Genomic DNA, 23,742 nt, shown 5'->3' with positions numbered 1-23,742 from the left:
GGACACTGTGACTTCCGCCCTGCTCACCGACCTCTACGAGCTGACGATGGTGCAAGCTGCCCGCCGGGCCGGCACCGCGTCGCGACGCTGCGTCTTCGAGGTGTTCACCCGTTCCCTGCCCGAGGGCCGCCGCTACGGCGTTCTCGCCGGCACCGGCCGCGTGCTCGACGCGATCGCCGACTTCCGTTTCGACGACGCCGATCTGCGCTATCTGCGCGGGGCGGGCGTGCTGGACGAGGACACGCTGGAGCATCTGGCCCGGTACCGCTTCTCCGGTGACGTCCACGGCTACGAGGAAGGTGAGCTGTTCTTCCCCAGCTCCCCCGTGCTGCGCGTCGAGGGCACCTTCGAGGACGCGGTGATCCTGGAGACGGTGGTGCTCTCGATCCTCAACCACGACAGCGGGATCGCCTCGGCCGGCTCGCGCATGATCACCGCGGCCCGCGGCCGCCCCTGCATCGAGATGGGTGGGCGCCGCGTCCACGAGGACGCCGCCATCGCCGCCGCCCGCGCCGCCTACGTCGTCGGCTTCGCCTCCACCTCGAACCTCGCGGCCGGCGCGCACTACCGGATCCCCGTCGCCGGCACCGCGGCGCATTCCTTCACGCTGCTGTTCGACAGCGAGGAGGAGGCCTTCCGCGCCCAGCTGGTCTCCCAGGGAACCGGCACGACGGTGCTGGTGGACACCTACGACGTGGAGACCGCGATCCGCACCGCGGTGGACCTCGCCGGGCCGGAGCTCGGAGCGGTGAGACTGGATTCCGGCGATCTCGCCGAGCAGGCCGGCGAGGTCCGTCGACTGCTCGATTCGCTCGGGGCGACGACGACCCGCGTCACCGCCACCGGGGATCTGGACGAGTACCGCGTCGAGGAGCTGGCCTCCTCCCCGCTGGACGGCTACGGCATCGGCACCCGCCTGGTCACCGGCGGCGGCCACCCCGCGCCCGGGTTCGTGTACAAGCTGGTCGAGCGCGAGGGGGCCGACGGGCAGATGCACCCCGTCGGCAAGCAGTCGCTGGACAAGGCGACGCTCGGCGCCGGCAAGCGTGCCTTCCGGATGTTGGTGGGCGACCGCGCCCACGCGGAGCTGGTGCTGCCCGGCGAGGCGGAGATCGCCGAGTTCGAACGGGAGCTGACCGCGGAGCTGCTGGCGGCCGAGGCCAACCCGGACTGGAGCCGCACGAATCTGCGCCCCCTGCAGGTCCCGATGATCCTCGGCGGCGAGCCGACGGACCCGTTGCGTCCCCCGGAGCGGGTCGAGAAGGCGCGTCAGCGGCACGCGGACTCGATCCGCGAACTGGATCTGCCGGCCGACGACGGGCCCGACGGCCCGATCGCCATCCCCACCGTCACCGACGGCGTCGAGGCGGCACGGGTTCTGCGCTGACGCGCTGACCGGCAGCGCCCCTCAGCGACGGCCGACGAACCAGCCGCGCACGATGTCGATGCGCGCCTGGATCTGCTCGGCACTGGCCTGGGCGACCGCCGGCCCGCCGCTGCGGCTGCGCAGCGTGTTGTGCACCGATCCGTGGGGAGTGCCGGACTTCCGCGACCAGGCCGAGACCAGGGTGCTGAGCTCCTTGCGCAGCTCCATGAGCCGGCGATGATCCACCACGCCCGGCGTCTGCGGCTGCTCGGCGGGCCCGCTGCGCTGACGGCGGGCCTGCTGCTCGGCCTGCTGCTGCTGGAGGACGGTGCGCATCTGGTCCGCATCCAGCAGGCCCGGGATGCCGAGGAATCCTTGCTCGTCCTCGCTGCCGGCCATGCCCCCGGCGCCGTACTCGCCGCCGTCGAACAGGACCCGGTCGAAGGACGCCTCGGACTCCAGCGCCTCGAAGGACATCTCGAGGTCCTCGCTGGCCTTCTCGGAGCGGTTCGCCTGCTCGATGAGGCTCTCGTCGAGGCCCGTGACCTCGTCGCCCTCGTCGGGCCGACGGTCCAGCACGTGGTCGCGCTCGGCCTCGAGCTCGCCGGCGTGGGCCATCAGGATCGGCACCGTCGGCAGGAACACGCTGGCCGTCTCGCCGCGGGTCCGAGAGCGCACGAAGCGGCCCACGGCCTGGGCGAAGAACATGGGGGTCGCCGTGGAGGTGGCGTAGACGCCCACGGCCAGGCGCGGCACGTCCACGCCCTCGGAGACCATGCGCACTGCGACCATCCAGCGATCGTCGGACTCGGAGAAGGCCTCGATGCGCCGGCCGGCGCCGGCATCGTCGGACAGGACGACGGTGGGTTCCTGGCCGCAGATCTCCTGCAGGGTCGCGGCGTAGGCGCGGGCGGCCTTCTGGTCGGTCGCGATCACCAGGCCGCCGGCGTCGGGGACATGGCGGCGCAGCTCGGTCAGCCGCCGGTCCGCGGCCGAGAGCACCGACTGGATCCACTCCCCCTTGGGGTCCAGCGCGGTGCGCCAGGCCTGCTGGGTGATGTCCTTGGTCTCCATCGCCCCGAGCTGCGCGGAGACCTCGTCACCGGCCTTGGTGCGCCAGTGCATCCGGCCCGAGTAGGTCATGAACAGCACGGGGCGGACCACGTGATCGCGCAGCGCCTCCCCGTATCCGTAGACGTAATCCGCCTTGGAGCGCAAAAAGCCCTGGCCGTCGTCCTCGTAGGTGACGAACGGGATCTGCGAGGAGTCGGAACGGAAGGGCGTACCTGTCAGCGCCAGGCGCCTCGTCGCGGGGTCGAACGCCTCGCGCACGCCGTCGCCCCAGGTCAGTGAGTCGCCGGCGTGGTGGATCTCGTCGAGGATCACCAGGGTGCGATCGGCCTCGGTGCGGGCCCGATGCAGCGCGGGATGCATGCCCACCTGGGCGTACGTCACCGCGACGCCCTGGTAGTGGGAGCCGTGAGCGCCCTGGGCATTGGTGAAGTTCGGGTCCAGGGAGATGCCGACGCGGGCGGCGGCGTCGGCCCACTGCGTCTTCAGATGCTCCGTCGGCGCGACCACCGTGATGCGCCGGACGGTGCCCTCGGAGAGCAGGCCGGCGGCGACCTGCAGGGCGAAGGTGGTCTTACCGGCGCCCGGGGTCGCGACGGCCAGGAAGTCCTTCGGGGCGGTGCTGCGGTAGAGCTCGAGCGCCTCGGACTGCCAGGCGCGCAGCTTGGGAACCGTGCCCCAGGCGGCGCGTTCGGGGTAGGCCGGCGGCAGCGATCGCGCGGCCGCCTCGGAGGGCTGGCGGGGATCGTTCGCGGAGAACAGGGGGGAGGTATTCACAGCGTGCACCACGGTACCGCCGCGGTACGACGACCCGCCGCCGGGTCCGATGTGAGGAAGTCAGCTCTCCCTCAGCGCCGCCCGCCGAAGAAGCCCCGGAAGCCGCCGCCGCGCCCGGAGCCGCCCCTGCCGTCGCCGCCGCCGTCCTGCGGTTCGCGCATGCCCTCGTAGATCTCCTTGCACTCGGGGCACACCGGGTACTTGTCGGGCGAGCGCCCGGGGACCCACACCTTGCCGCACAGCGCGATCACGGGCGTGCCGTCCAGCGCCGCCTGAGTGATCTTGTCCTTGCGCACGTAGTGGGCGAACCGGTCATGGTCACCGTCGTCGGTGGTCTGCTCCTGCTCCTGCAGCTGCCGGTCGAGGACCGCGGTGCTGCCCGGTGACGCGCCCGGGTCATCGCTGTACGGGTCCATCCGGGACGGATCGGACGTGCTGGAGGACATGGCAACTCCCTCGGTCGATGTCGTGCTGGGGCGAGCTTAGCGGCCCAGCCTCCACGGAGACAGGCGTCACCCCTGGAACAATGCCCGCCATGGACGCTGTCGCCGAGTTCCTCCGCCGTCTCCCGCACGAGGTCCGACGGGTGGGCGGCTCCCTGCCGTGGCGCGTCGGTCTGCTCGCCCTGGCGATCGTGGCGAACGTCAGCTTCTATCTGCCCTCGATTCCCGCGGGCACCCCGGGCGCCGGCGTCCCCGGCCTGGACAAGGCAGTTCACCTGCTGCTCTTCGCCCTGCTCGTCTGGGCGGCCGGCCGCCTGCTGGCACCGCACAGACGATTCCCCATCGGATGGGTGGTGATCGCCGCGTTCGTCCACGCGCTGCTGATCGAGCTCATCCAGCTGATCGCCCTGCCCGAACGCGCCGCGGAGGGCGGCGACCTCCTCGCCGACGTCATCGGCATCGCCCTCGGCGTGGGCCTGTGGCTCGCAGAGCGTCGGCGCCACCGGGACGCCGCGGAGCACGATCCTCTCGGCGAGAGGGACCAGGAGCGCGGGGAGACCGCCTCCCAGCACTGACGCCTCGGCGGAGGGTCAGCCGTTCGGCAGCTCAGCCGTTCAGCGTGATCTCGTCCGCGTAGACCGTGGGCATCGCGCCCGTGATCGTGTCCACCGTTCCGGCGTCCTCCCGGGCCACCTGCTCCACCGCCCCCGCGACGGATTTGGTGACCCCGTCGTGGAAGACGCTGGGCACGATGTAGGTCGGATTCAGCTCCTCGGCGGTGACGACGTCGGCCAGCGCGTTGGCCGCCGCCAGCAGCATCCGGTCGGTGACCCGCGTGGCATGGGCGTCCAGCAGTCCGCGGAACACCCCGGGGAAGGCGAGCACGTTGTTGATCTGGTTGGCGAAGTCGCTGCGGCCCGTGGCGACCACTTCGGCGTACTTCGCGGCCTCGGACGGGTCGATCTCCGGGGTGGGGTTGGCCATCGCGAAGACGACCGAGCGCTCGGCCATGGTCGAGACGTCCTGTGCGGTGAGGATGTTGCCGGCACTGACGCCGATGAAGACGTCGGCCCCCTCGATCGCGTCACCGATGGTCCCGGTGAGCTCGCGAGGATTGGTGACCTCCGCGATCCACGGCAGGCGACCGGCGAGGTTCTCACGGCCCTCATGGATGATGCCGTCGATGTCGGTGACCACGACGTCGCGCGCGCCGGCGGCGCGCAGCAGGCGCAGGATCGCGGTACCGGCCGCGCCGGCCCCGGCCAGGACGATGCGAGCGGTGGTCAGGTCCTTCTCGACGACGCGGAGGGCATTTCGCAGGGCGGCCACGACGACGATCGCAGTGCCGTGCTGGTCGTCGTGGAAGACGGGGATGTCCAGTTCGGCGCGCAGACGGTCCTCGATCTCGAAGCAGCGCGGGGCGGAGATGTCCTCGAGGTTGATGCCCGCGAACACGGGGGCGATCGCCTTGACATGGGCGACGATGTCGTCGACCGAGTGCGCGTCCAGGCAGATCGGGAAGGCGTCGATGCCGGCGAACCGCTTGAACAGCGCGGCCTTGCCCTCCATCACGGGCATCGCGGCCAGCGGGCCGAGGTCTCCCAGCCCGAGGATCGCGGAGCCGTCGGAGACGACGGCGACGGTGTTGCGCTTGATGGTCAGTCGCCGGGCGTCCTCGGGGTTCTCGGCGACGGCCTTGACCACGCGGGCGACGCCCGGCGTGTAGACCATCGAGAGGTCGTCGCGATGCCGGATCGGCATCTTCGACTCGACGGTGAGCTTGCCGCCGAGGTGGGCCAGGAAGGTGCGATCCGAGACCTTGCCGAGCTCGACGCCCTCGATCGTCCGGAGATCATCGACGACCTCCATGGCGTGGTCATGGCCGGCGGTCAGCACGGTGATGTCGGCGCGCATGCGCTCCGGCCCGGAGGCGGAGACATCGAGCGCGGTCACGGAACCGCCGTGTCTCTCGATGCGCCCGGTGATGTCGCTGACCGCGGCGGATCGCGCCGCGAACTCGAGGCGGATGGTGATGGAGTAGCTCACGGAGGGCATCGGTGACATGAGGCACAGCCTAACGATGTCGGCGGCTCAGCGGCGCACGCACCGACCCGCGGCGGAGCGACGATTCCGGCCGCCGCTCACGATCTCAGGCGGTGAACGGCGCGACCTTGCGCGAGTACCGGTCCATGATCGTCCGTGCGCTGGTGACCTGCTCGGCGTAGCGCTCGGGGTGGGCCGAGGCCTGCACCGTCTGAGCAGCCTGACCGGGCTCCCAGCTCGCGACGTCCGGCACCGCCTGGAGGAGGCCCGGCGCGGACGAGATCTCGCCGAGGCCGAGGAAGGCGTCGATGGCCTTCTTCTTGTGCCGCACATCGGCCGCGCTCCCCCAGCCCATCGAGGGCCGCTGCTGGAACAGACCGCCGGAGTCGAGGTCGACGGCGGGCTCGTAGTTGTACAGCCAGGACTCCACGATGGCGGTGATCAGCGTGACCGTGGTGACCGCCTCCTCGAGGCCGTGGCCCTTGCAGACGGCGATGATGAACTGCGCGTTCTCCACCTGCCACTGGTCCATGGCACCGATCTCGAAGCCCTCGCGGGTCTCCTCACGGGTCATGAACGCCTCTGTCCACGTCTCGCCCTGCGCGGAGGCGGGTGCGGCGACGGCGAGAGAGGTCAGCGAGGCGAGCCCGACCGTCCCGGCGGCGAACAGGCCGCGGCGGGACAGCGGTGCGGAGGCCGCGGCGGACCGGCCGGCGGAGGACGAAGCAGGCAGGAACGAAGACAGAGAAGACAAGAGAGCGGCACCCTTCGGGCTCGAACAACAGTGGAAGGCGCTCGGCACCTTCCGAGCTCCGCCAACGTAACGGGATGATCACGGGGTGTGAATACCCGGCGCAGCGCCAGGGTTTTCACCGCGACCTCGAGTTTCCCTTCCCATGACCGTGGGACAAACTCCTGCACACTTTCATCACGTGACGTCTGGGCAGGCCATGCGGTGATTGCACCGACCCCCCGGCCCAGAAGTTCCGGCACCGCCGTCACCACTCGCACAAAAAGGCAAAGCTTCCGAATGCGTCGTGGAACACGCCGCCGAGGTGGTCTGCACCACGGCGGATATATGCGCTCCGGCACACTGGAGGTCATATCTCCGCGCCGGGATCCCGAGTGCGGCGTATTCGGGCATATGCCCGTGAGTCGCCGCGGCATTCGGGTCGATGCCGAGCCGTGCGAGAACGCCCCACGGGGACGGTGAGGCCTCCGGGGGCGGCGGCTCCGGAGCGCGCCTGCGGTCAGCGACCGTCGCCGGTGGACAGCTCGGCGATCGCCTTGCGGATCCGCTTGTCCGAGACGGTCTGCTTGGTGCCGAGCTGCTGGGCGAACAGGCTCACGCGCAGCTCCTCGAGCATCCAGTCGATCTCGCGGGCGTCGGGCTGGGCGCGCCGACGGGGCGAGAGCTTGGCCCGCTCGGTGTGCCAGTAGTTCGTCAGATCGGCGATCTGCCAGGCCAGCTGCTCGTCGCGGCGCGGGTTCTCCGGCAGCTTCTCCAGGCGGATCGCATCGGCTTCGAGGTACCGGCGCAGGTCAGGCAGGTGATCGATGCCGGTGCGGGAGATGAACCCGTCACCGAGCAGCGAGGCGGCGTGCTCTCGGATCTGCGTGAGGTGGGAGAGCACGGCCAGGGACGGGACCCGGCTGAGCTCCTTGTGCAGGCGCGCGCTGACGGCGAGGGCCGAGGCGGCATCCTTCACCGCCTGGGCGGCCAGAGCGTCGTGCTCGCTGCGCACCCGGTCCAGCAGCTGGTCGTACTCGGCGCGCGTGCGCACCTGGGCCTCACCCGCCAGATGCGAGGTGGCGGCGCGGGACGCGTCGGCGAGCATCGACGCCGTCGAGGAGTAGTCGGAGCCGGAGACGGCGAGCTTGGTGGGGTTGGGCAGCGCGTTCAGCACGGACGAGAGATCCGCACCCAGCTCGCGGTCCAGCAGCGCGATCACGCCCTCGCGATGGGCGAGTGCCTGTTCGTCGGCGGTGGTCAGCACCGCCAGGTCCACGCGCTCGAGCCGCCCGTCGGCGCCCCGCCGCGCCACGAGGGAGGGGTACCCGGTGACCTTGAGCCCGCCGACGGTGGATTCGTGGACGGCCGGGATCCCCTGCTCGGGGAACGTGGGCAGATCGGTCCGGGCGAGGTCATCGCCCTGGGACGAGACGGAGGCCTCGACCCGCTTCTGCAGTCGCTGCTTCAGAGCCTCGAGGTCATCGCCCGAGCCGATCTCGCGGCCCTTGGAATCGACCACTCGGAAATGCATCCGTAGGTGGGCCGGCAGCTTGGTGAGGTCGAACTCCGGTCCGTACAGCGGGAGGTCGTCGGGGACGCCCGGCAGGTCCACGAGTTCGTCGGCCGCGGCCTCGACGAACGGCTCACCGCTGTCGGGATCGTCGTCGTGGAGTTTCGCGGCCACCGCCTTCGCCCGCTCCGGAGCCGGGACGAGATGGCGACGGATCTGCTTGGGCAGGGAACGGATCAGCTCGGTGACCAGCTCCTCGCGCATCCCCGGGACAAGCCAGTCGAACCCGCGCGGTTCGAGGCGGTTCAGCACTGCCAGCGGCACGGTGGCGGTGACCCCGTCGGCGCCCTTCGCACCGAGCTCGCCGAAGGAATAGCTCAGCGGCAGGGTGATGTCGCCCTGGACCCAGGTGTCGGGGAAGTCCGCGCGGATCGCCTCGGTGACATCCTCGTCCGCGGCCAGCAGGTCCCCTTCGGTGAGGGTGAGCAGGTCCGGGGTCTCGTGGCGCTGCTTCTTCCACCAGGAGTCGAAGTGCCTACCGGAGACGACGTGAGCGGGGATCCGCTCGTCGTAGAAGCGGAACAGCTGCTCGTCCGAGACCAGGAGATCCCGGCGGCGGGTCTTGGCCTCGAGCTCCTCCAGGTCGCTGATCAGGGCGCGGTTGTCACGGAAGAAGTGGTGGCGGGTGCGCCAGTCCCCCTCGATCAGCGCGTTCTGGATGAAGATCTCGCGGGCCGCGACCGGGTCGATGCGGCCGTAGCCGACGACGCGATCGGCGACGAGGGGCACCCCGTACAGGGTGACCTTCTCGTGCGCCATGGCGCTGGCACGCTTGGAGGACCAGTGCGGGGCAGAGTACGAGCGCTTGACCACGTGCGCGCCCGTCTCCTCGGCCCAGGCGGGATCGATGCGGGCGGCGGTGCGGCCCCACAGGCGGGAGGTCTCCACGAGCTCCGCGACCATCACGTAGTCGGGGCGCTTCTTGGCCAGCGCGGATCCCGGCCACACGGCGAACTTCGCGCCGCGGGCGCCGCTGTACTCCCGGGTGCGCTCGTCGTGGAGGCCGACGTGGGAGAGCAGCCCGGCCAGCAAGGACTGGTGGATGGCCTGCGGGGAGGCGTCGTTGTCGTTCGCCGAGAGATCGACGTCCTTGGCCATGTCCCGCAGCTGGGAGTGCAGATCCCACCATTCGCGGATGCGCAGGTAGTGGAGGTGCTCGGCGCGCACCTCGCGGCGGAACGCGCTGCCGGAGAGCTCCTTGCGGCGCGCCTGGAGATGGTTCCACAGGTTCAGAAAAGCCAGGAAGTCGCTGGTCTCGTCCTCGAAGCGCTTGTGCTTCTCCTTCGCCTGCTGCTCCTGGCCGAGCGGCCGCTCACGCGGATCCTGGATGGACAGTGCCGCCACGATGATCAGCACCTCGCGCAGGGCGCCCAGACGGTGCGCCTCGATCAGCATGCGGGCCATCCGCGGATCCAGCGGGAAGCGGGCGAGGGTGCGGCCGACGGAGGTCAGCTGCCGCCCGCCGGGCTGATCGGGGGCGGCTTCGAGGGCGCCGAGCTCGTCGAGCAGACGCACGCCATCGGTGATGGCGCGGGAAGCGGGCGGCTCGACGAACGGGAAGGATTCCACGTCCCCCAGCCCGAGGCTGGTCATCAGCAGCACGACGGAGGCGAGCGAGGTGCGCAGGATCTCCGGTTCGGTGAACTCGGGCCGTCCCTCGAAGTCCTCTTCGGAGTAGAGGCGGATCGCGATGCCGGGGGCGGTACGGCCGGAGCGGCCGGAGCGCTGGTTCGCGCTGGCCTGCGAGATCGGTTCGATCGGCAGGCGCTGGACCTTGGTGCGCTGGGAGTAGCGGGAGATGCGGGCCAGGCCCGAGTCGATGACGTAGGTGATGCCCGGGACCGTCAGCGAGGTCTCGGCGACGTTGGTCGACAGGATGATCCGACGGTAGGTGCCCGAAGGCGGCGGGGAGAAGATCTTCTGCTGGTCCTGCGCGGACAGCCGCCCGAACAGGGGCAGCACCTCGACCGGCAGGGCGCTGCGGCCCCTCGTGCCGCGATCGAGGTGCGTGCTCAGGGCATCGGAGATCTCGCGGATCTCGCGCTCTCCCGGGAGGAAGACGAGCATGTCGCCGGGGCCCTCGGCGGCGAGTTCGTCGACGGCGTCGATGACGGCCTGGGTGAGGTCGCGCTCGATCGAGTGGACGTCCTCGAGCTCGTCGTCCTCCTCGACCTCCGCCTCCAGCACCAGCGGCCGGTAGCGCACCTCGACCGGGTAGGTGCGCCCGGAGACCTCGATGATCGGAGCCGGTTCCGTCTCGCCGGAGGGTAGGCGCTGCCCGAAGTGCTCGGCGAAGCGCTCGGGGTCGATGGTCGCCGAGGTGATGATGACCTTGAGATCCGGGCGCTGCGGGAGGATCTGCCGCAGGTACCCGAGGATCACGTCGATGTTCAGCGAGCGCTCGTGGGCCTCGTCGATGATGATCGCGTCGTAGCGCTTCAGCAGCCGGTCGCGGCCGATCTCCGCCAGCAGGATGCCGTCGGTCATCAGCTTCAGCCGGGTGCCGCGACCGGTCTCACGGGTGAAGCGGACCTGGAAGCCGACGGTCCCCTCCCCCAGCTTCTCGCCCATCTCGCTCGCGATGCGCTGGGCGACCGAGCGCGCGGCGATGCGTCGTGGCTGGGTGTGGCCGATCAGGCGCTTGCCCTGCCCGTAGCCGAGCTCGAGCAGCATCTTGGGGATCTGGGTGGTCTTGCCGGAGCCGGTGGCGCCCGCGATCACGACGACCTGGTTCTCGCGGATCGCCGTCATGATGTCCTCGCGGCGCCCGGAGACGGGCAGCTCGGCGGGATAGGACAGGCGCGGGCCGGCGGCGGTGGAGGGCGTGGTCATGGCGCCTCCACTCTACGGGGCGGAAGGCCTGCAGGCCCTCGTGATTTTCGTCGGCCCGTCGACGCCTCGACCCGCGAGCAGCCGCCGCGCGCCGGGATGCCCCGACGCGGTCTACCATCGACGGGCGGGCCCGCGGCGGCGGGCCATGACCCGAGGAGGACTGCTGCCGCGATGATGCGTGCCCTGCGCAAGACCGAGCCCGGCCCGGGCCTGACCATGGTGGAGCTGCCCGAAACGGAGTGCGGCCCCTGGGACGTGAAGATCCGCGTGCTGCGCGCCGGCATCTGCGGCACCGACCTGCACATCCTCAGCTGGGACTCCTCGGCCGAAGCCATGTGCGACACCGTCCCCTTCACGCCCGGCCACGAGTTCTACGGCGAGGTCACCGCGGTCGGCGAGGAGGTCAGCGACGTGCGGGTCGGCGACCGGGTCTCCGGGGAGGGCCACGTGGTGTGCGGGACGTGCCGCAACTGCCGCGCCGGGCGCAAGCAGATGTGCATCCGCACCCGCTCGGTGGGCGTCCAGCGCGACGGCGCGTTCGCCGAGTACGTCGTGGTCCCGCACCTGAACGTGTGGGTCCATGAGCACGACGCAGGCACCGAGGTCATCACCCCGGAGCTCGGAGCGGTGTTCGACCCGTTCGGCAACGCCGTCCACACGGCCCTGAAGTTCCCCCTGATCGGTGAGGACGTCCTGATCACCGGCGCGGGGCCGATCGGTCTGATGGCGGCTGCCGTCGCCCGCCACGCCGGCGCCCGCTACATCGCGATCACCGACCTGCACGAGCACCGCCTCGAACTGGCGCGCTCGATGGGCGTGGACCTGGCGGTCAACGTCGGCCGCACCACCATGACCCAGGCGCAGCGGGAGCTGGGCATGAAGGAGGGCTTCGACGTGGGCCTGGAGATCTCCGGCCAGCCCAGCGCCCTGCAGGAGATGATCGCCAACATGAACCACGGCGGCCGGGTCGCGCTGCTCGGGCTGCCCTCGCGGCACTTCGAGCTGGACTGGACCACCGTGATCACCCACATGCTCACGCTGCAGGGCATCTACGGGCGCGAGATGTTCGAGACCTGGAACGCGATGAGCGCGATGATCTCGACCAGCCCCCTGCTGCGCGAACGCGTTCTGGCGACCGTCTCGGACGTGCTGCCCGCCTCGCAGTGGGAGCGCGCCTACGACATCGCCGGGTCCGGCAGCGGCGGGAAGGTGCTGCTGGACTGGGAGAACCTCGACTGACGTGCCGCTGAAGAGCGGCCGAGAGATAGGGAGCACCGTGTACTCGGACCTCAAGGACCAGCTGACCGCCGAGCTCGCCGAGATCGACGAGGCCGGCACGCTCAAGCGTGAACGGGTGATCTCGAGCCCGCAGAGCAACCGCATCACCGCCGGCCCGCTCGGGCAGGAGGGCGCGGAGGTGCTGAACTTCTGCGCGAACAACTACCTGGGCCTGGCCGATCATCCGGAGATCATCGCGGCCGCGAAGCGAGCCCTGGACGAGCGCGGATTCGGCATGGCCTCGGTACGGTTCATCTGCGGCACGCAGGATCTCCATCTCGAGCTCGAGCGCGCCGTGTCCGGATTCCTCGGCACCGAGGACACCATCCTGTTCTCCTCCTGCTTCGACGCCAACGGCGCCGTCTTCGAGCCGTTGTTCGGCGCGCAGGACGCGATCATCTCCGATGAGCTGAACCACGCCTCCCTCATCGACGGCATCCGGCTGTCGAAGGCCGCTCGCTACCGGTACCGCAACGCCGACCTGGAGGATCTGCGCGCCCAGCTCGAGGCGACGCGGGCCCAGAACGATGGCACGGGCGCACGGCGCACCATCATCGTCACCGACGGGGTGTTCTCGATGGACGGCTACCTCGCGCCGCTGCCGGGCATCTGCGACCTCGCCGACGAGTACGGCGCCCTGGTGCTGGTCGACGACTCCCATGCCGTCGGGTTCATGGGAGCCACCGGCGCCGGCACGCCCGAGCACTTCGGGGTCTCCGACCGGATCGACCTCTACACCGGGACCTTCGGCAAGGCCCTCGGCGGGGCCAGCGGCGGCTACGTCTCCGGGCGGGCCGAGATCGTGGCGCTGCTGCGGCAGAAGGGACGGCCCTACCTCTTCTCGAACTCTCTGGCCCCCTCGATCGTCGCCGCGACCCTGACCGCGCTCGAGCTGGTCGAGGGCAGCGCGGACCTGCGGGCGACGCTGATGCGCAACACCGAGCTCTTCCGGCGCCGGATGAGCGAGGAGGGCTTCGACCTGCTCGAGGGCGAGCACGCGATCGTCCCGGTGATGTTCGGCGACGCCGCGCTGGCCGGCCGGATCGCCGACGCCATGCTCGAGCGCGGCGTCTACGTCACGGCGTTCTCCTACCCCGTCGTCCCCCGGGGCAAGGCCCGCATCCGCGTGCAGCTCTCCGCTGCTCACAGCGAGGCCGACGTCGAGGCCGCCGTGGCCGCGTTCGTCGACTCCCGGGCGGCGGTGCAGGGCTGACCGTCCCCGGCAGGACGTTCCCGCGGGAACGCCTCGGCAGCCTCACGGATCGTTCCCGCGGGAACGTCTCGCCGCGGTCGTGGCCCCTGAGCGGGCGCCGGGCTCCACGTGCCACGGGCTCGTGGTCCCCGGGTCAGCCCTCGTAGTGCGCCGCGCTGCCGTACAGAGGCTCGGTGAAGGCGGAGACCTGGTCACTGCGGTCCCCCGCCTGCAGCTGGTAGGTCACGAACGCCCCGAACCCGTCGGCCGCCGTCCGCTCGGCCAGGTCCCGCACGAACGCCGGTTCGTCCGAGCCGGAACCGGGGGTGAGGTCGACGGCTGCCGCTCCGTAGCGATCGCGCGGCAGGCCCGGCACCGGGTACTCGCGGTACGCCCCGTAATAGGGATTCCACGCGTAATCGATCATGTCGCCGACGCGCACGCCCTGGTACTCCTGGCGCTCGGCGGAGGGCCCGATGACGTAGAACGTGATCAGCCGGTTCGGCAGTCGCTTGCGCAGAGCCTGGACGAAGTGCACGAAGGAGTGGTCGTTGGGCTGACCGGTCCCGTTCTCGCCGTACCGGGACCACTCGTCATCGATGTCCACGCCGTCCAGCCCGTACCGGCGCACCGTCCCGGCGACCTGCTGGGCGAAGCGGTCCGCGGCGGCCCGGTCCGGGAAGTTCGCGAAACCCGCCCCCTGGTGATTGCCCAGCAGCGAGAGAACTACCTTGATCCCCTTCTCCTGCAGCGGGCGGATCGTGGTCTCGGCCTCGTCGAGCACGTGCTGCACGTTCTCGTTGCAGTGGAGGTAGGCGGAGGTGCCGTCGTAGTTGATGTTGGCCGCGAAGATGGAGGCGATGTCGAAGGCCGCGGTGCCGTCATCGAGGGTGTACGCGCCGGCGTTCTCCAGATTGTTGTGGTTGACCTCGATGTAGGCGACCGAGGCGATGCGGCCCGGATCCCGACGCGGCGGGGCGGCGAGGGCGGGCGCGGAGAGCGCCGCGCCTCCGAGGGCGACTCCCCCCAGTCCGGCGAGCAGTGTTCGGCGATGCAGCATGGGAACGATGACCTCTCGACGTGTCCGACCGGTCCGCGGCAGCGCGGCGGTCCCGGCGCGATGGGTGGAAGCACAGTAGCAACCGCGCGCGAGAGCGTTCCCGCGGGAACGTCTCCGCGCCTCCGCTCAGCTGTACTGAGTGGCCAGCCCCTTGTCCTTGGCGGCGTGGAAGGCCTCGTGCCGATCGTCCCGCAGTTCGATGATCTCGGTAGCCCGGTCGTTGCGGCCGTCGACGATGACCACGTAGGTGACCGGCTCGTCCTCGGGCCAGTACGCCTCGAGGGTCTGCTGCGTGTGCTCGGTGGCGTCCCGGACCTCCAGCGGGGTGTATACCGCCGGGTCGCCGGTGGACAGGCGGCGCCAGGCCTCCCCCGGGTCCTCGCGCAGGTCGAGCATCAGGGTCTCGAGCGGCCGGCCGTCACGCAGCCGCCACACTCGGTTGCGCCCCGCCAGCCACAGCATCGTCGCCGGGGAGCCCACGAGCAGCACGCCGGCACCGATCACCAGGGGCCACATCCCCTCCACCAGGCCCCAGATCACCAGCGCGAGCATGATGACGGCGGAGAGCAGGGCATTGAGGAGGAAGAAGCGCGACTGCGGGTGCGTGGCGAGCTCGAAGCGGTCGGGGCGGCTGGCGAGTGCCGGGTCACCGGGGCGGGGCATGAACGTCTCCTGGTCGAGTGAGTAGTCCTCCGCGGCAGTGTAGGGCCGGGCGAGGCTCGGGGAGGCTGATTCCGCCCGATCGACTCAGCCCTGCTGCTGGGGGTACTTGCCCTCGGCGGCGATCCGCTTGTTGAGCTCGGCGAGGTACTCACTCTCGTCGAAATCCAAGGGCACCTCGCGCCCGGTCCAGGCCGAAAGGTGGATCGCGTTGGCCAGGCGCACCCCATGGATGCCGTCGGAGCCGGGAGCGAGCAGATCCTCTCCGAAGAGCACGTGGCGGGCGAAGTTCTCCAGCACGCCGGCATGCTGGCCGCCCCAGACCGAGGAATCCTCGATCGTCTCGGTGCTGACCAGGTCGCCCTGCCCGGCGGTGTTCCCGCGCATCAGCTCGCGGGCGCTCTCGGGGGTGGTGGCGTCGGAGATCTCCTTCTCGCTCTTGGCGTAGCGGTGCACGGTGGCCGTCTTCGATCCCTCGACGAGGATCTTGCCGCGGCTGCCGAGGATCTCCAGCCGGTCGGTCCCCTTCATGTCGTGGGTGCAGGTGATGAAGGTGCCGGTGCGGCCGTCGCCGTAGTCCACCAGCGCCGTGACCTCGTCCTCGACGGCGATGTCGCGGCGGAATCCGAAGCCGGCCTTGGCGAACACGGACTTCGGGATGCCGCAGATCCACTGCCACAGGTCCAGCTGGTGCGGCGACTGGTTCACGAGGACCCCGCCGCCCTCTCCGCCCCAGGTGGCGCGCCACGCGGACTGCTCGAAGTAGCCCTGCGGACGCCACCAGGTGGTGATGATCCACGTCGAGCGCAGCACCTCACCGATCTCGCCGGCCTCCACGATCTCCTTGATGCGCCGGTACAGCGGGTTGTTGCGCTGGTTGAACATGATCGCGAACGGCACCTCCGGGTGCGCGGCCGCGACCTCGTTCATCCTCCGCACCTGGCTCGTGTGCACGGCGGCCGGCTTCTCCACCAGGGTCGGAAAGCCTGCCTCGATCGACGTGATCGCGGCCGCGGGGTGCTCGTAGTGCGGGATGGTCGTGACGACCGCGTCGACGGACCCCGAGGCGAGCATCTCGTGCAGGGTCGCGAACGTCGGCACCCCGGGGTGCGTCTCGCTCGCCGCGGCACGTGCTGCCGGATCGGTGTCGCTCAGGGCGCCGAGGCTCATGTGCGGCACGAGACCCTCGGCGATGAACCGCGCGTAGGCGGAGCCCTGCGTGCCCGTTCCGAGGATGCCCAGGCGCACCACCGGCTCGGTTCGGGGGGCTTCCGCACCGGAAGTGGACGTCGTCGTCATGTGCTGCGCCTTTCATCTCGCCTCTGCCGCAGCGACCGGAGCAGGCCGCCATCAACCAGAGTCCTGCAGGACTGACCCGAGACTGGGGTCACATCGCAGGATTCCACAGCAGTTGCACGCCGTTGCACGGGCAACCTGCGGCAAACCTCCGATATGACCCGCGCCACTGGATACCGTGGCGGCGATGAGCGGCGGTCGGACCGCCGTCCCCGGGCGATGCGGCCCGGACCGACCCAGGAGGTTCCCATGGCACGAATCGGCATCCAGCTCATGATGCTCAAGGACCACGTCGCCCGCGACGGCATCACGGCCGTCCTGGAGCGCGTGAAGAACACCGGATTCCAGGTCGTGGAGGTCTCGCAGATCCCGATGACCGAGGACAACGTGGCCGGCATGGAGGCCGCGCGCGAGAGTCTGGGCATCGAGTACGCCGCGATCTCCGGCAAGACGTCCGTCCCCGCCGGCAGCGACGACCTCAGCCTCGCCGAGAACTTCGATCGTCATATCGAGGATGCGCGGCGCCTGGGCACCTCTCTGATCCGCATCGGGATGATGCCGCGGGAGGCGATGCGCTCCCGCGACGCCCTCCTGGCCTTCTGCCGGGAGGCCGACGACTACGCGCGGCGCCTCGCGGACGAAGGGCTCAGCCTCAGCTATCACAATCACCACGTCGAGTTCGCCATGATCGATGGCACGACGGTGCTCGACATCATCCGCGAGCAGGCCCCGCATCTGCGCTTCGAGATCGACTGCCACTGGGTCCAGCGCGGCGGGCGGGATCCTGAGCGCACCCTGGCGGCTTTCGAGGGCGTCCTCGACCTCGTCCATCTCAAGGATTACCGCATCGTGCTGCCCGGTCAGGAGCTCTTCGACCGGCTGGACAGCGGCGACGGCGCCGCCTGGGGCGAGTACTGGGCCCGCGACATCGTCCAGTTCGCAGAGGTCGGTCAGGGCACGCTGGACTGGAAGCCGGTCATCGAGCAGGGCATCGCCTCCGGCGCGCAGCACCTGCTGATCGAGCAGGATCAGACCTACGGGCGAGACATCTTCGAGTCGCTGGCGATGAGCCGGGCCCACCTGGTCGAGCTCGGCTACGAAGAGCTCATCACCGGCTGACGGCGAGGCTGGCCGAAGGGCATGCGAGCAGGGCATGAGAGCCGGGCATGAGAAAGGCCCCCTCCCCCGCACGTCAGTGCAGGTGAGGGGGCCTTTCATCGTGAGTGCAATGGTGGAGACGGCGGGAATCGAACCCGCGTCCGATAGTGCGGAGCGAGGGCTTCTCCGGGCGCAGTCCGTAGTAACGCTTTCTCAGTCCCGACGCTCGCACGGACACGTCGTCGGCGGACTCAGTCACTCTGAGTTGTTCACCCGACCCCGATGACGAGGGCCGGAAGCAGTGGCTCCTTAGATGATGGAACGACCCGGGTCAGGAGCAAGCCCGGGGTTCCAGACTGCTATCGCTGATCAGGCAGCGAGAGCGAAGTCAGTGCGCTTGGGTTCGGCACTTATTGGTTTCCAGAGGACATTAACGAGATGACTCTGGGTTCTCGACCCGCTTCCCCTCGCTGGACAACTACCGTCGAAACCGATCGTCCCCCAGCGTGGGTGGCAGCACAGATTGTGACGGCCTCGAAGGCCGCCCATGCACTCACTCTGCAGTTGTCAAACACCCACGAACGACGGGTCTCCCCGTGCGTCGTGCATCTACTCTACAGGGCCCAACCCCGCAGCCGAAGAGTTTATTCCTCAGCTCACGGCGAACTGCGGCCGGGCTGGACGGCGCAGCCGAGCCCGCGAGACGATACGGCGATGATCGGGTTCTCGGCGGCAGGCGTGCAGGTTCGGCTCGACGACGACACCCTGCGGGAGGTCGTGGAGGATCCGACGGCATTGGCCCAGTGGTGCGCGTCGAACCCGGAGGATCCCCGCACTGCCGCCTACCTGCGGATGCTCGGCCGGCTCGAGGAGGCCGCCGTCGCGGCACGCCGGAGTCTCGAGAGCACCGGCCTCCCACCGCTGGTCCGAGCCGTCCGGCGGGTGCGCTACGGGCACGTCCTGCAGTGGCAGGGGGCCTTCGTCCCCGCCGAGGAGCAGTTCGACCTCGCCGCGGAGGAGACGGGGCTCGACGATCCGACGTCCCCGTCGTCGCTGTCGGTCCTCGCCTCCGTCTTCCAGCACCGTGCGAAGTGCCGGTTCGAGCATGCCGCGCACGAGCTGGCGGCCGACCGGCCGCGTGCCGCGGGGATGCTGAGACAGCGTGCGCTCGAGGACGCCCGGCGTGCTCTGCTGATGCGGGAGAACCTCAGCGGTACCGATGACGCATCCTTGGACGCCAGCCGGCAGGTCGTCGCGCGGCTCGAGCGCGCTGACTGAGAGCAGCGGAGATCAGTCCTCGTCACCGGCGGCATCGGCCTCGGCGACGTCCAGCGCGACCAGCAGGCCGGGCTCCGAGTCGAGGTACCACACGCCCATCGCCTCGGCCCCGAAGGTCACCTCGGGGTCGTGCTCCCAGGCGACGGTGCACTCGACGGGCTCGGTCGATCCTGCCGGCAGCGGCTCGGAGCATTCCGGGGCGACCATGGGTGCATCCAGCACCCCGTAACCGTTCTGGCTGTTGACCGTGGACTCGACCGTGGCGGCGAGTTCGTCGGCGGGGACCTCCTCCGCGTTGAACATCGAGCCCTGGCCGACGCCGACCAGGTTGCTGCCCTGATCCGTAAAGACCTCGAGGGCGTCGTCGGACGGGGGTTCGCCCACGCTGACCAAGAGCGCCGGCGAGCCGGCGGGATCGTACCCGGAGGGCGCCCGGACGGCCATGACCGTCAGGTCCTGCTGCCCGTCCAGGCCTTCGATCGCGAACTCCGCGGTGCAGTCGACGGACGCCCCGTCCTCGTAGGTGAGGTCCCCGTCGCACGAGGGTTCGGATGCCCCGTCGACCGCGGTGTGGTCGGCGAGGATCTCCGCGATGTCTCCTGCTGCGGCGCTCCAGGTCTCCTGGTCCGTGTCGACCACGTCCGAGACGCCGTCGACGATATACAGCACTGCGGGTGGGCGGTTCATCGCCGCGCCACCGGCCCCGTCCCCGTCGGAGGGCTCCGCGCCCTCCTCTCCGTCCGACGGCTCGGTGTCCTCGCCGCTCGCAGCGGGGTCCTGGCCATCGCTGGCCGAGGTTCCGTCGTTCGAGGTCGGGGCCGCGTCCTCGCCGGCTGATGTGCAGGCGGCGCTGGTGGTTGCCAGCGCCAGGGCAGCGGCGGCGACCAGAGCTCGACGCAGGGGCAGGCTCGAACGCATGGACAGGCCTCTCGTGATCGACCGCAGGAAGATCCGCGATGCATCGGTGGCGTCGGTGATCACCGACACATCGCGACGCTATCCAGCGGACACGATCAAAGTCAAAAGAGGGTAAAGCCTCGCGTCAGGCGAGCTCGGCTCAGGCGAGCTCGCGTCGCCGCATCGCGCGCTCGGCCTCACGCATGTCCTGCTTCTCGCGCAGCGTCTGGCGCTTGTCGTACTCCTTCTTGCCGCGTGCCAGGCCGATGAGCACCTTGGCATGCGATCCGAGGAAGTACAGCTCCAGCGGCACGATCGTGAATCCCTTCTCGCGGGACTTGCTCGCCAGCTTCACGATCTCCTGCTTGTGCAGCAGCAGCTTGCGCTTGCGGCGGGTGGCGTGGTTCGTCCAGGTGCCCTTCACGTACGGCGCGATATGCACAGCGTCCATCCACACCTCGCCGCCGTCCACGTAGCAGTAGCCGTCGACCAGAGACGCTCCCCGCTCACGCAGCGACTTCACCTCGGTGCCCGTCAGCGCGATCCCGGCTTCCCAGGTGGCATCGATGAAGTAGTCGTGACGTGCCCGCTTGTTCGAGGCGATGAGCTTCTTCTCGGGACCGTCGGCCGTGCCGGTCTTCTTCGCCGCAGCCTTCTTCGCCGCCATGATGTCCCTCCGACCTGCCATCGATCCACTGTGCATGCCCGGCTGCGCTCTGGGTGCAACCGGACGTCCCAGCTTACGCCGTGGCGTCTGTGCGACGCGAGCGAATATGGCCGGTCAGTCACGCCCGGCCGGAGGGCCGGGCCGATCGGGCCGGAACCGCCGCCTGAGCTTCCGGGCCGACGGGACGCCTCACATGTACTTGGTGGGATTGACGGCGTTGCCGTCCTCATGGATCTCGAAGTGCAGGTGGCAACCCGTCGAGGAGCCGGTGGTGCCCACGTACCCCACCGTGTCCCCGGCGGAGACCTGCGCGCCCACGGGCAGGGCGTAGCTCTGCAGGTGGTGGTAGGAGCTGGTGATCAGGTGGCCGTTGTGGATGCCGTGACTGAGGATGATCTTGTTCCCGGCCCCGCTGTTCCAGGTGCGCTGGATGACGCGCCCGGAGTGGGTGGCTCCCACCGGGGTTCCGCAGGCCGACGGGAAGTCGACACCGGCGTGGAGCTTGCGGGTGCCGTAGATGGGGTGGACGCGCCAGCCGAAGTTCGAGTTCAGTCGGCCGCCGACCGGGTGCTGCCAGGCGCCGCCGGTGTTCGCAGAGCCGCTGGAGGAGTCGCCTCCGCTGCTCTGTGCCTTCTGCTGCGCCCGCTCCTCACGCTCGCGCTCCTGCTGCGCGAGCTCCTCGATCTCGTCGTCCAGCGTGCTGCTGCGCGTCTCGAGCTCGGACTCCTGGTCCTCGTACTCGGTCTTCTTGTCCTCGAGCTCGTCCCGCTGGCGCTTCTGGTCCGCGTAGAGGTCATCGAGGTCCTGCTTCGCCTGCGCGGCCTCATCCTCGGCGTCCTCGCGGCGCTGGACGGCCTCCTCGGCCTCCTGCTTGAGGTCGTCGATCTCCTCGCGCACCGCGGTGAGCCGGTCCGCCGAGTTCTCGGTGACGGACTGGTCGGTGCGCAGCGTGTCCAGCCGCGACCCCTGCGAGGAGAGCGTCAGCCGGTAGTTCATCGAGCGGTCGACGGTGTCCTGCGGCTCCTGCCCGCCGACGTAGACGCTGGAGGGGTTGGGGACGCCGCCCCCCTTGTACGCGGCGATCGCGACCTCGGCGAGTTCCTCATCGCTGCGGTCGACCTCTTCCTGACCGGACTTGACCTCGCCCGAGAGCTCTTCTTCCTCCTCCTGGGCCGCGTCCAGCCGCTCCCCGGTCTCGCGGTCCTCCTCGCGCGCCGCTTCCAGCTCCTCCTGAGCATCCTCGAGATCCTGCTGAGCCTGAGGGATCAGCAGCTCGGTCTCGGCGAGCGCGAGGTAGGTGTCGGCCAGGTCCTCGTTGACACCTTCGAGTTCGAGGCGCAGGTCCTCGAGCTGCTGATCGACCTCCTCGCGCTCGGCGATCTTCTCGTCCTTGTCCCCGTCGGCCGCGGCCGGCGGGAGAGGGGACAGCAGCGGGACGAGGGCCAGGGCCGCGACCGCGAGGAAGCCGGCCGGACGCCGCAGGATGTTCTGGGACATGCTCACACCTTCAGATAGCGGTTCAGGGAGACCACGGACGAGGCGATGGACAGGACGGCGCCCAGCGCGATCAGGATCGGTGCGGCCCAGATCAGGTCCTCGGCGCCGACCGTGACGAGCTGCTGACCGAGGGTCGGAGCGAGCCAGCCCTGGACGATGTAGTGCAAGCCGACCCAGAGCATCCCGGAGGCGATCACCCCGCCGATGATCGCGGCGACGGCTCCCTCCAGCAGGAACGGCAGACGGATGAAGAGGTTGGAGGCGCCGACCAGGCGCATGATCGCGATCTCCCGGCGCCGGTTGGCGACGGACATGCGAATCGTCGTGGCCACCAGCAGCAGGGCGGCGATGAGCATGAGAACGGCCAGTCCCAGCGCGAACATGGTCGACTGGTTCAGCACGTCGATGAATGGCGCGAATGCGCTGAGCAGGTCGGTGACCTCGTCGACGCCGTCGCGGCCCTGGAAGAACTCGACCACCGCAGCGGATTCATCGGCGTTCTCGAGGGTGATGTGGAAGGAGACGGGCATGTCCTCCGCGGTGAAGTTGGAGACGAATCCCTCCCCCGCGAACTGCTCCTGGTAGATCGACAGCGCCTCGTCCTGACTGCGCTCGGTGTACGAGGAGATGTACGGGGAGAGCACATCGCCCTCCAGCGCCTGCCGCACGGAGTCGATCTGCGCATCGGTCGCCGCGCCACCGGCGCACGAGGAGGAGGTCGAATGCGGCGAGCACAGGAAGATCGTCACCTGGGACTGCTCGACCAAGGTCGACTTCATGTCCATGATCTGCTTCTGCATCAGCAATCCGGTGCCGACGAAGGTCAGCGAGACCGCGGTGACGATGACGACGGAGATGACCATGGCGATGTTCCGCCACAGGCCCGTGAAGATCTCGCCGAGGATGTACCGCGCCCTCATCGCCGCCTCCCCTCGTCCTCGTGCTCATGCTCGTGTCCGTCCTCGGCGAAGGGATCCTCCTCCTGGGCGCGGCGGGCGTCGCGCTCGTCGATCAGCTCCTCCTCCAGGACGTCGCCGGAGCGCGCGTCCTCACCGGTCGCCATGGCGTCATCGCTCAGCGAATGCTCGCCGCGACGACTGGAGTCGTCCGGCAGGTTGCCGGAGATGACGCTGTGGGGCACGACGGTCTCGTACAGCCCGGCAGCCTCGTCGCGAACCACCCTGCCGCCGACCATCTCGACCACGCGGCGACGCATCCGGTCCACGGCCGCCTGGTCGTGCGTGGCCATGACCACGGTGGTGCCGCGCTCGTTGATCTCGGCGAGCAGGTCGAGGATTCCTTCGGCGGTCGAGGGGTCGAGGTTGCCGGTGGGCTCGTCGGCAAGCAGGATCGAGGGCCGGTTCACGTAGGCGCGAGCGATGGCCACACGCTGCTGCTCACCACCGGAGAGTTCGTGGGGCATCCGACGCCCCTTGTCCTCCAGGCCCACCATCTCGAGCATCTCGGGGACCAGGCGGCGCACGACCTTGCGAGGCGTGCCGATCACCGCGAGGGCGAATTCGATGTTCTGGTAGGCCGTCTTCGAGGGCAGCAGCCGGAAATCCTGGAAGACCATGCCGATATCCCGGCGCAGGGACGGCACCTTCCATGACGGGATGCGCAAGAGGTCCTTGCCGGCCACGTACACCGTGCCGCGGCTGGGCGCGGTCTCCTTGAGGACCATCCGCATCATGGTCGACTTCCCGGATCCGGAGGCCCCGACCAGGAACACGAATTCCCCGCGGGTGAACTCGATGTCGAGATTCTCCACCGCGGGGTGCTGACCTCGCATGTACGTCTTGGTGACGTTGTCGAAACGGATCACGGGAGCCTGTCACATCGGGGGAACGTGGTGCCGTTCCAGAGTAGGGCCGCACTGCCGCGACGCGCCGCAGGCGCGATGAGCTGACGAGTCAAAACCTGGTCAAAGGCGGGTGCGGGCGCTCACCGTCGCCGATCCGGGGCCTCACCGGCCCGGGCAGCT

19 protein-coding genes and 1 other RNA gene are annotated in these 23,742 nt (G+C 69.7%); 6 read left to right on the top strand and 14 right to left on the bottom strand.

Annotated elements, in window-relative coordinates:
- Positions 1–7: 7 nt before the first annotated feature.
- Entirely contained in the window at positions 8–1,387 is a 1,380-nt protein-coding gene (locus tag ACFQS2_RS04440) for a nicotinate phosphoribosyltransferase (RefSeq protein ID WP_377792852.1), read from the top strand.
- Between the two features lie 21 nt (positions 1,388–1,408).
- Here ACFQS2_RS04440 and ACFQS2_RS04435 read toward each other — a convergent pair whose 3' ends face one another.
- Together ACFQS2_RS04435 and ACFQS2_RS04430 are read right to left on the bottom strand one after the other, a co-directional pair.
- Positions 1,409–3,214: a DEAD/DEAH box helicase gene (locus tag ACFQS2_RS04435; RefSeq protein ID WP_377792851.1), complete on the bottom strand. Its 1,806-nt coding sequence runs from the start codon at positions 3,212–3,214 to the stop codon at positions 1,409–1,411.
- A gap of 71 nt (positions 3,215–3,285) precedes the next feature.
- Entirely contained in the window at positions 3,286–3,660 is a 375-nt protein-coding gene (locus ACFQS2_RS04430) for a DUF3039 domain-containing protein (RefSeq protein ID WP_377792850.1), read from the bottom strand.
- A gap of 89 nt (positions 3,661–3,749) precedes the next feature.
- Between ACFQS2_RS04430 and ACFQS2_RS04425 the strand changes: the two genes are divergently transcribed.
- Entirely contained in the window at positions 3,750–4,232 is a 483-nt protein-coding gene (locus tag ACFQS2_RS04425) for a VanZ family protein (RefSeq protein WP_377792849.1), read from the top strand.
- A gap of 31 nt (positions 4,233–4,263) precedes the next feature.
- On the opposite strand, the gene ACFQS2_RS04420 is transcribed toward ACFQS2_RS04425, so the two are convergent.
- The 3 genes from ACFQS2_RS04420 to hrpA all read right to left on the bottom strand — a co-directional run bounded on the left by ACFQS2_RS04420 (position 4,264) and on the right by hrpA (position 10,835).
- Positions 4,264–5,721, bottom strand: coding sequence for an NAD-dependent malic enzyme (locus ACFQS2_RS04420; RefSeq protein ID WP_377017451.1), 1,458 nt, complete (start codon positions 5,719–5,721; stop codon positions 4,264–4,266).
- A gap of 85 nt (positions 5,722–5,806) precedes the next feature.
- Complete coding sequence (locus tag ACFQS2_RS04415) at positions 5,807–6,454, bottom strand: hypothetical protein (RefSeq protein WP_377792848.1); 648 nt, start codon at positions 6,452–6,454, stop codon at positions 5,807–5,809.
- A 496-nt stretch (positions 6,455–6,950) separates the two neighbouring features.
- Positions 6,951–10,835, bottom strand: a complete 3,885-nt coding sequence (gene hrpA, locus ACFQS2_RS04410) for an ATP-dependent RNA helicase HrpA (protein WP_377017447.1) — start codon at positions 10,833–10,835, stop codon at positions 6,951–6,953.
- Between the two features lie 174 nt (positions 10,836–11,009).
- On the opposite strand from hrpA, the gene tdh reads away from it, so the two are divergent.
- Positions 11,010–12,074: an L-threonine 3-dehydrogenase gene (gene tdh, locus ACFQS2_RS04405; protein WP_377017618.1), complete on the top strand. Its 1,065-nt coding sequence runs from the start codon at positions 11,010–11,012 to the stop codon at positions 12,072–12,074.
- Between the two features lie 37 nt (positions 12,075–12,111).
- Positions 12,112–13,326, top strand: a complete 1,215-nt coding sequence (locus tag ACFQS2_RS04400; RefSeq protein ID WP_377017445.1) for a glycine C-acetyltransferase — start codon at positions 12,112–12,114, stop codon at positions 13,324–13,326.
- A 133-nt stretch (positions 13,327–13,459) separates the two neighbouring features.
- On the opposite strand, the gene ACFQS2_RS04395 is transcribed toward ACFQS2_RS04400, so the two are convergent.
- The 3 genes from ACFQS2_RS04395 to ACFQS2_RS04385 form a co-directional block, all read right to left on the bottom strand.
- A complete protein-coding gene (locus ACFQS2_RS04395) occupies positions 13,460–14,365 on the bottom strand; it encodes an endo-beta-N-acetylglucosaminidase H (protein WP_377017443.1) in 906 nt (301 codons plus the stop codon).
- Positions 14,366–14,491: 126 nt separating this feature from the next.
- Positions 14,492–15,028, bottom strand: coding sequence for a hypothetical protein (locus ACFQS2_RS04390; RefSeq protein ID WP_377017441.1), 537 nt, complete (start codon positions 15,026–15,028; stop codon positions 14,492–14,494).
- 84 nt (positions 15,029–15,112) lie between these two features.
- On the bottom strand, positions 15,113–16,324 hold the full coding sequence (locus ACFQS2_RS04385; RefSeq protein ID WP_377017439.1) for a Gfo/Idh/MocA family protein: 1,212 nt from the start codon (positions 16,322–16,324) through the stop codon (positions 15,113–15,115).
- Positions 16,325–16,570: 246 nt separating this feature from the next.
- Here ACFQS2_RS04385 and ACFQS2_RS04380 point away from each other — a divergent pair, with 246 nt between their 5' ends.
- On the top strand, positions 16,571–17,440 hold the full coding sequence (locus tag ACFQS2_RS04380) for a sugar phosphate isomerase/epimerase family protein (protein ID WP_377017437.1): 870 nt from the start codon (positions 16,571–16,573) through the stop codon (positions 17,438–17,440).
- A 110-nt stretch (positions 17,441–17,550) separates the two neighbouring features.
- Here ACFQS2_RS04380 and ssrA read toward each other — a convergent pair.
- Positions 17,551–17,921: a transfer-messenger RNA gene (ssrA, locus tag ACFQS2_RS04375) on the bottom strand.
- Between the two features lie 212 nt (positions 17,922–18,133).
- Here ssrA and ACFQS2_RS04370 point away from each other — a divergent pair.
- The gene (locus ACFQS2_RS04370; protein WP_377017435.1) at positions 18,134–18,697 is read left to right on the top strand and encodes a hypothetical protein; all 564 of its coding nucleotides are present in this window, start codon (positions 18,134–18,136) and stop codon (positions 18,695–18,697) included.
- A 12-nt stretch (positions 18,698–18,709) separates the two neighbouring features.
- On the opposite strand, the gene ACFQS2_RS04365 is transcribed toward ACFQS2_RS04370, so the two are convergent.
- The 5 genes from ACFQS2_RS04365 to ftsE form a co-directional block, all read right to left on the bottom strand.
- A complete protein-coding gene (locus ACFQS2_RS04365; protein ID WP_377017432.1) occupies positions 18,710–19,684 on the bottom strand; it encodes a hypothetical protein in 975 nt (324 codons plus the stop codon).
- A 70-nt stretch (positions 19,685–19,754) separates the two neighbouring features.
- A complete protein-coding gene (smpB, locus tag ACFQS2_RS04360; protein WP_377017615.1) occupies positions 19,755–20,261 on the bottom strand; it encodes an SsrA-binding protein SmpB in 507 nt (168 codons plus the stop codon).
- Positions 20,262–20,450: 189 nt separating this feature from the next.
- Positions 20,451–21,758 carry a murein hydrolase activator EnvC family protein gene (locus tag ACFQS2_RS04355; protein ID WP_377017430.1) on the bottom strand — a complete coding sequence of 436 codons (1,308 nt, stop codon included), beginning with the start codon at positions 21,756–21,758 and terminating at the stop codon, positions 20,451–20,453.
- Between the two features lie 2 nt (positions 21,759–21,760).
- Positions 21,761–22,678, bottom strand: a complete 918-nt coding sequence (ftsX, locus tag ACFQS2_RS04350; protein ID WP_377017428.1) for a permease-like cell division protein FtsX — start codon at positions 22,676–22,678, stop codon at positions 21,761–21,763.
- Positions 22,675–23,583, bottom strand: a complete 909-nt coding sequence (gene ftsE, locus ACFQS2_RS04345) for a cell division ATP-binding protein FtsE (protein ID WP_377792846.1) — start codon at positions 23,581–23,583, stop codon at positions 22,675–22,677. Before ftsE ends, ftsX begins: the two co-directional genes overlap by 4 nt.
- Between the last annotated feature and the right edge of the window lie 159 nt (positions 23,584–23,742).

This window comes from Brachybacterium sp. GCM10030267 (genome assembly GCF_042666875.1).
GTDB lineage: Bacteria > Actinomycetota > Actinomycetes > Actinomycetales > Dermabacteraceae > Brachybacterium.
This window is presented reverse-complemented; position numbering and strand designations above follow the sequence as displayed.

Excerpts from the sequence above, each read along its gene's own strand:
- ftsX (WP_377017428.1), bottom strand. The coding sequence starts at position 22,678 with ATGAGGGCGCGGTACATCCTCGGCGAGATCTTCACGGGCCTGTGGCGG.
- ACFQS2_RS04385 (WP_377017439.1), bottom strand. The coding sequence starts at position 16,324 with ATGACGACGACGTCCACTTCCGGTGCGGAAGCCCCCCGAACCGAGCCG.
- ACFQS2_RS04355 (WP_377017430.1), bottom strand. The coding sequence starts at position 21,758 with ATGTCCCAGAACATCCTGCGGCGTCCGGCCGGCTTCCTCGCGGTCGCG.
- ACFQS2_RS04395 (WP_377017443.1), bottom strand. The coding sequence starts at position 14,365 with ATGCTGCATCGCCGAACACTGCTCGCCGGACTGGGGGGAGTCGCCCTC.
- ACFQS2_RS04380 (WP_377017437.1), top strand. The coding sequence starts at position 16,571 with ATGGCACGAATCGGCATCCAGCTCATGATGCTCAAGGACCACGTCGCC.
- ACFQS2_RS04390 (WP_377017441.1), bottom strand. The coding sequence starts at position 15,028 with ATGCCCCGCCCCGGTGACCCGGCACTCGCCAGCCGCCCCGACCGCTTC.
- hrpA (WP_377017447.1), bottom strand. The coding sequence starts at position 10,835 with ATGACCACGCCCTCCACCGCCGCCGGCCCGCGCCTGTCCTATCCCGCC.
- ACFQS2_RS04420 (WP_377017451.1), bottom strand. The coding sequence starts at position 5,721 with ATGTCACCGATGCCCTCCGTGAGCTACTCCATCACCATCCGCCTCGAG.
- ACFQS2_RS04370 (WP_377017435.1), top strand. The coding sequence starts at position 18,134 with ATGATCGGGTTCTCGGCGGCAGGCGTGCAGGTTCGGCTCGACGACGAC.
- ACFQS2_RS04430 (WP_377792850.1), bottom strand. The coding sequence starts at position 3,660 with ATGTCCTCCAGCACGTCCGATCCGTCCCGGATGGACCCGTACAGCGAT.
- tdh (WP_377017618.1), top strand. The coding sequence starts at position 11,010 with ATGCGTGCCCTGCGCAAGACCGAGCCCGGCCCGGGCCTGACCATGGTG.
- smpB (WP_377017615.1), bottom strand. The coding sequence starts at position 20,261 with ATGGCGGCGAAGAAGGCTGCGGCGAAGAAGACCGGCACGGCCGACGGT.
- ACFQS2_RS04425 (WP_377792849.1), top strand. The coding sequence starts at position 3,750 with ATGGACGCTGTCGCCGAGTTCCTCCGCCGTCTCCCGCACGAGGTCCGA.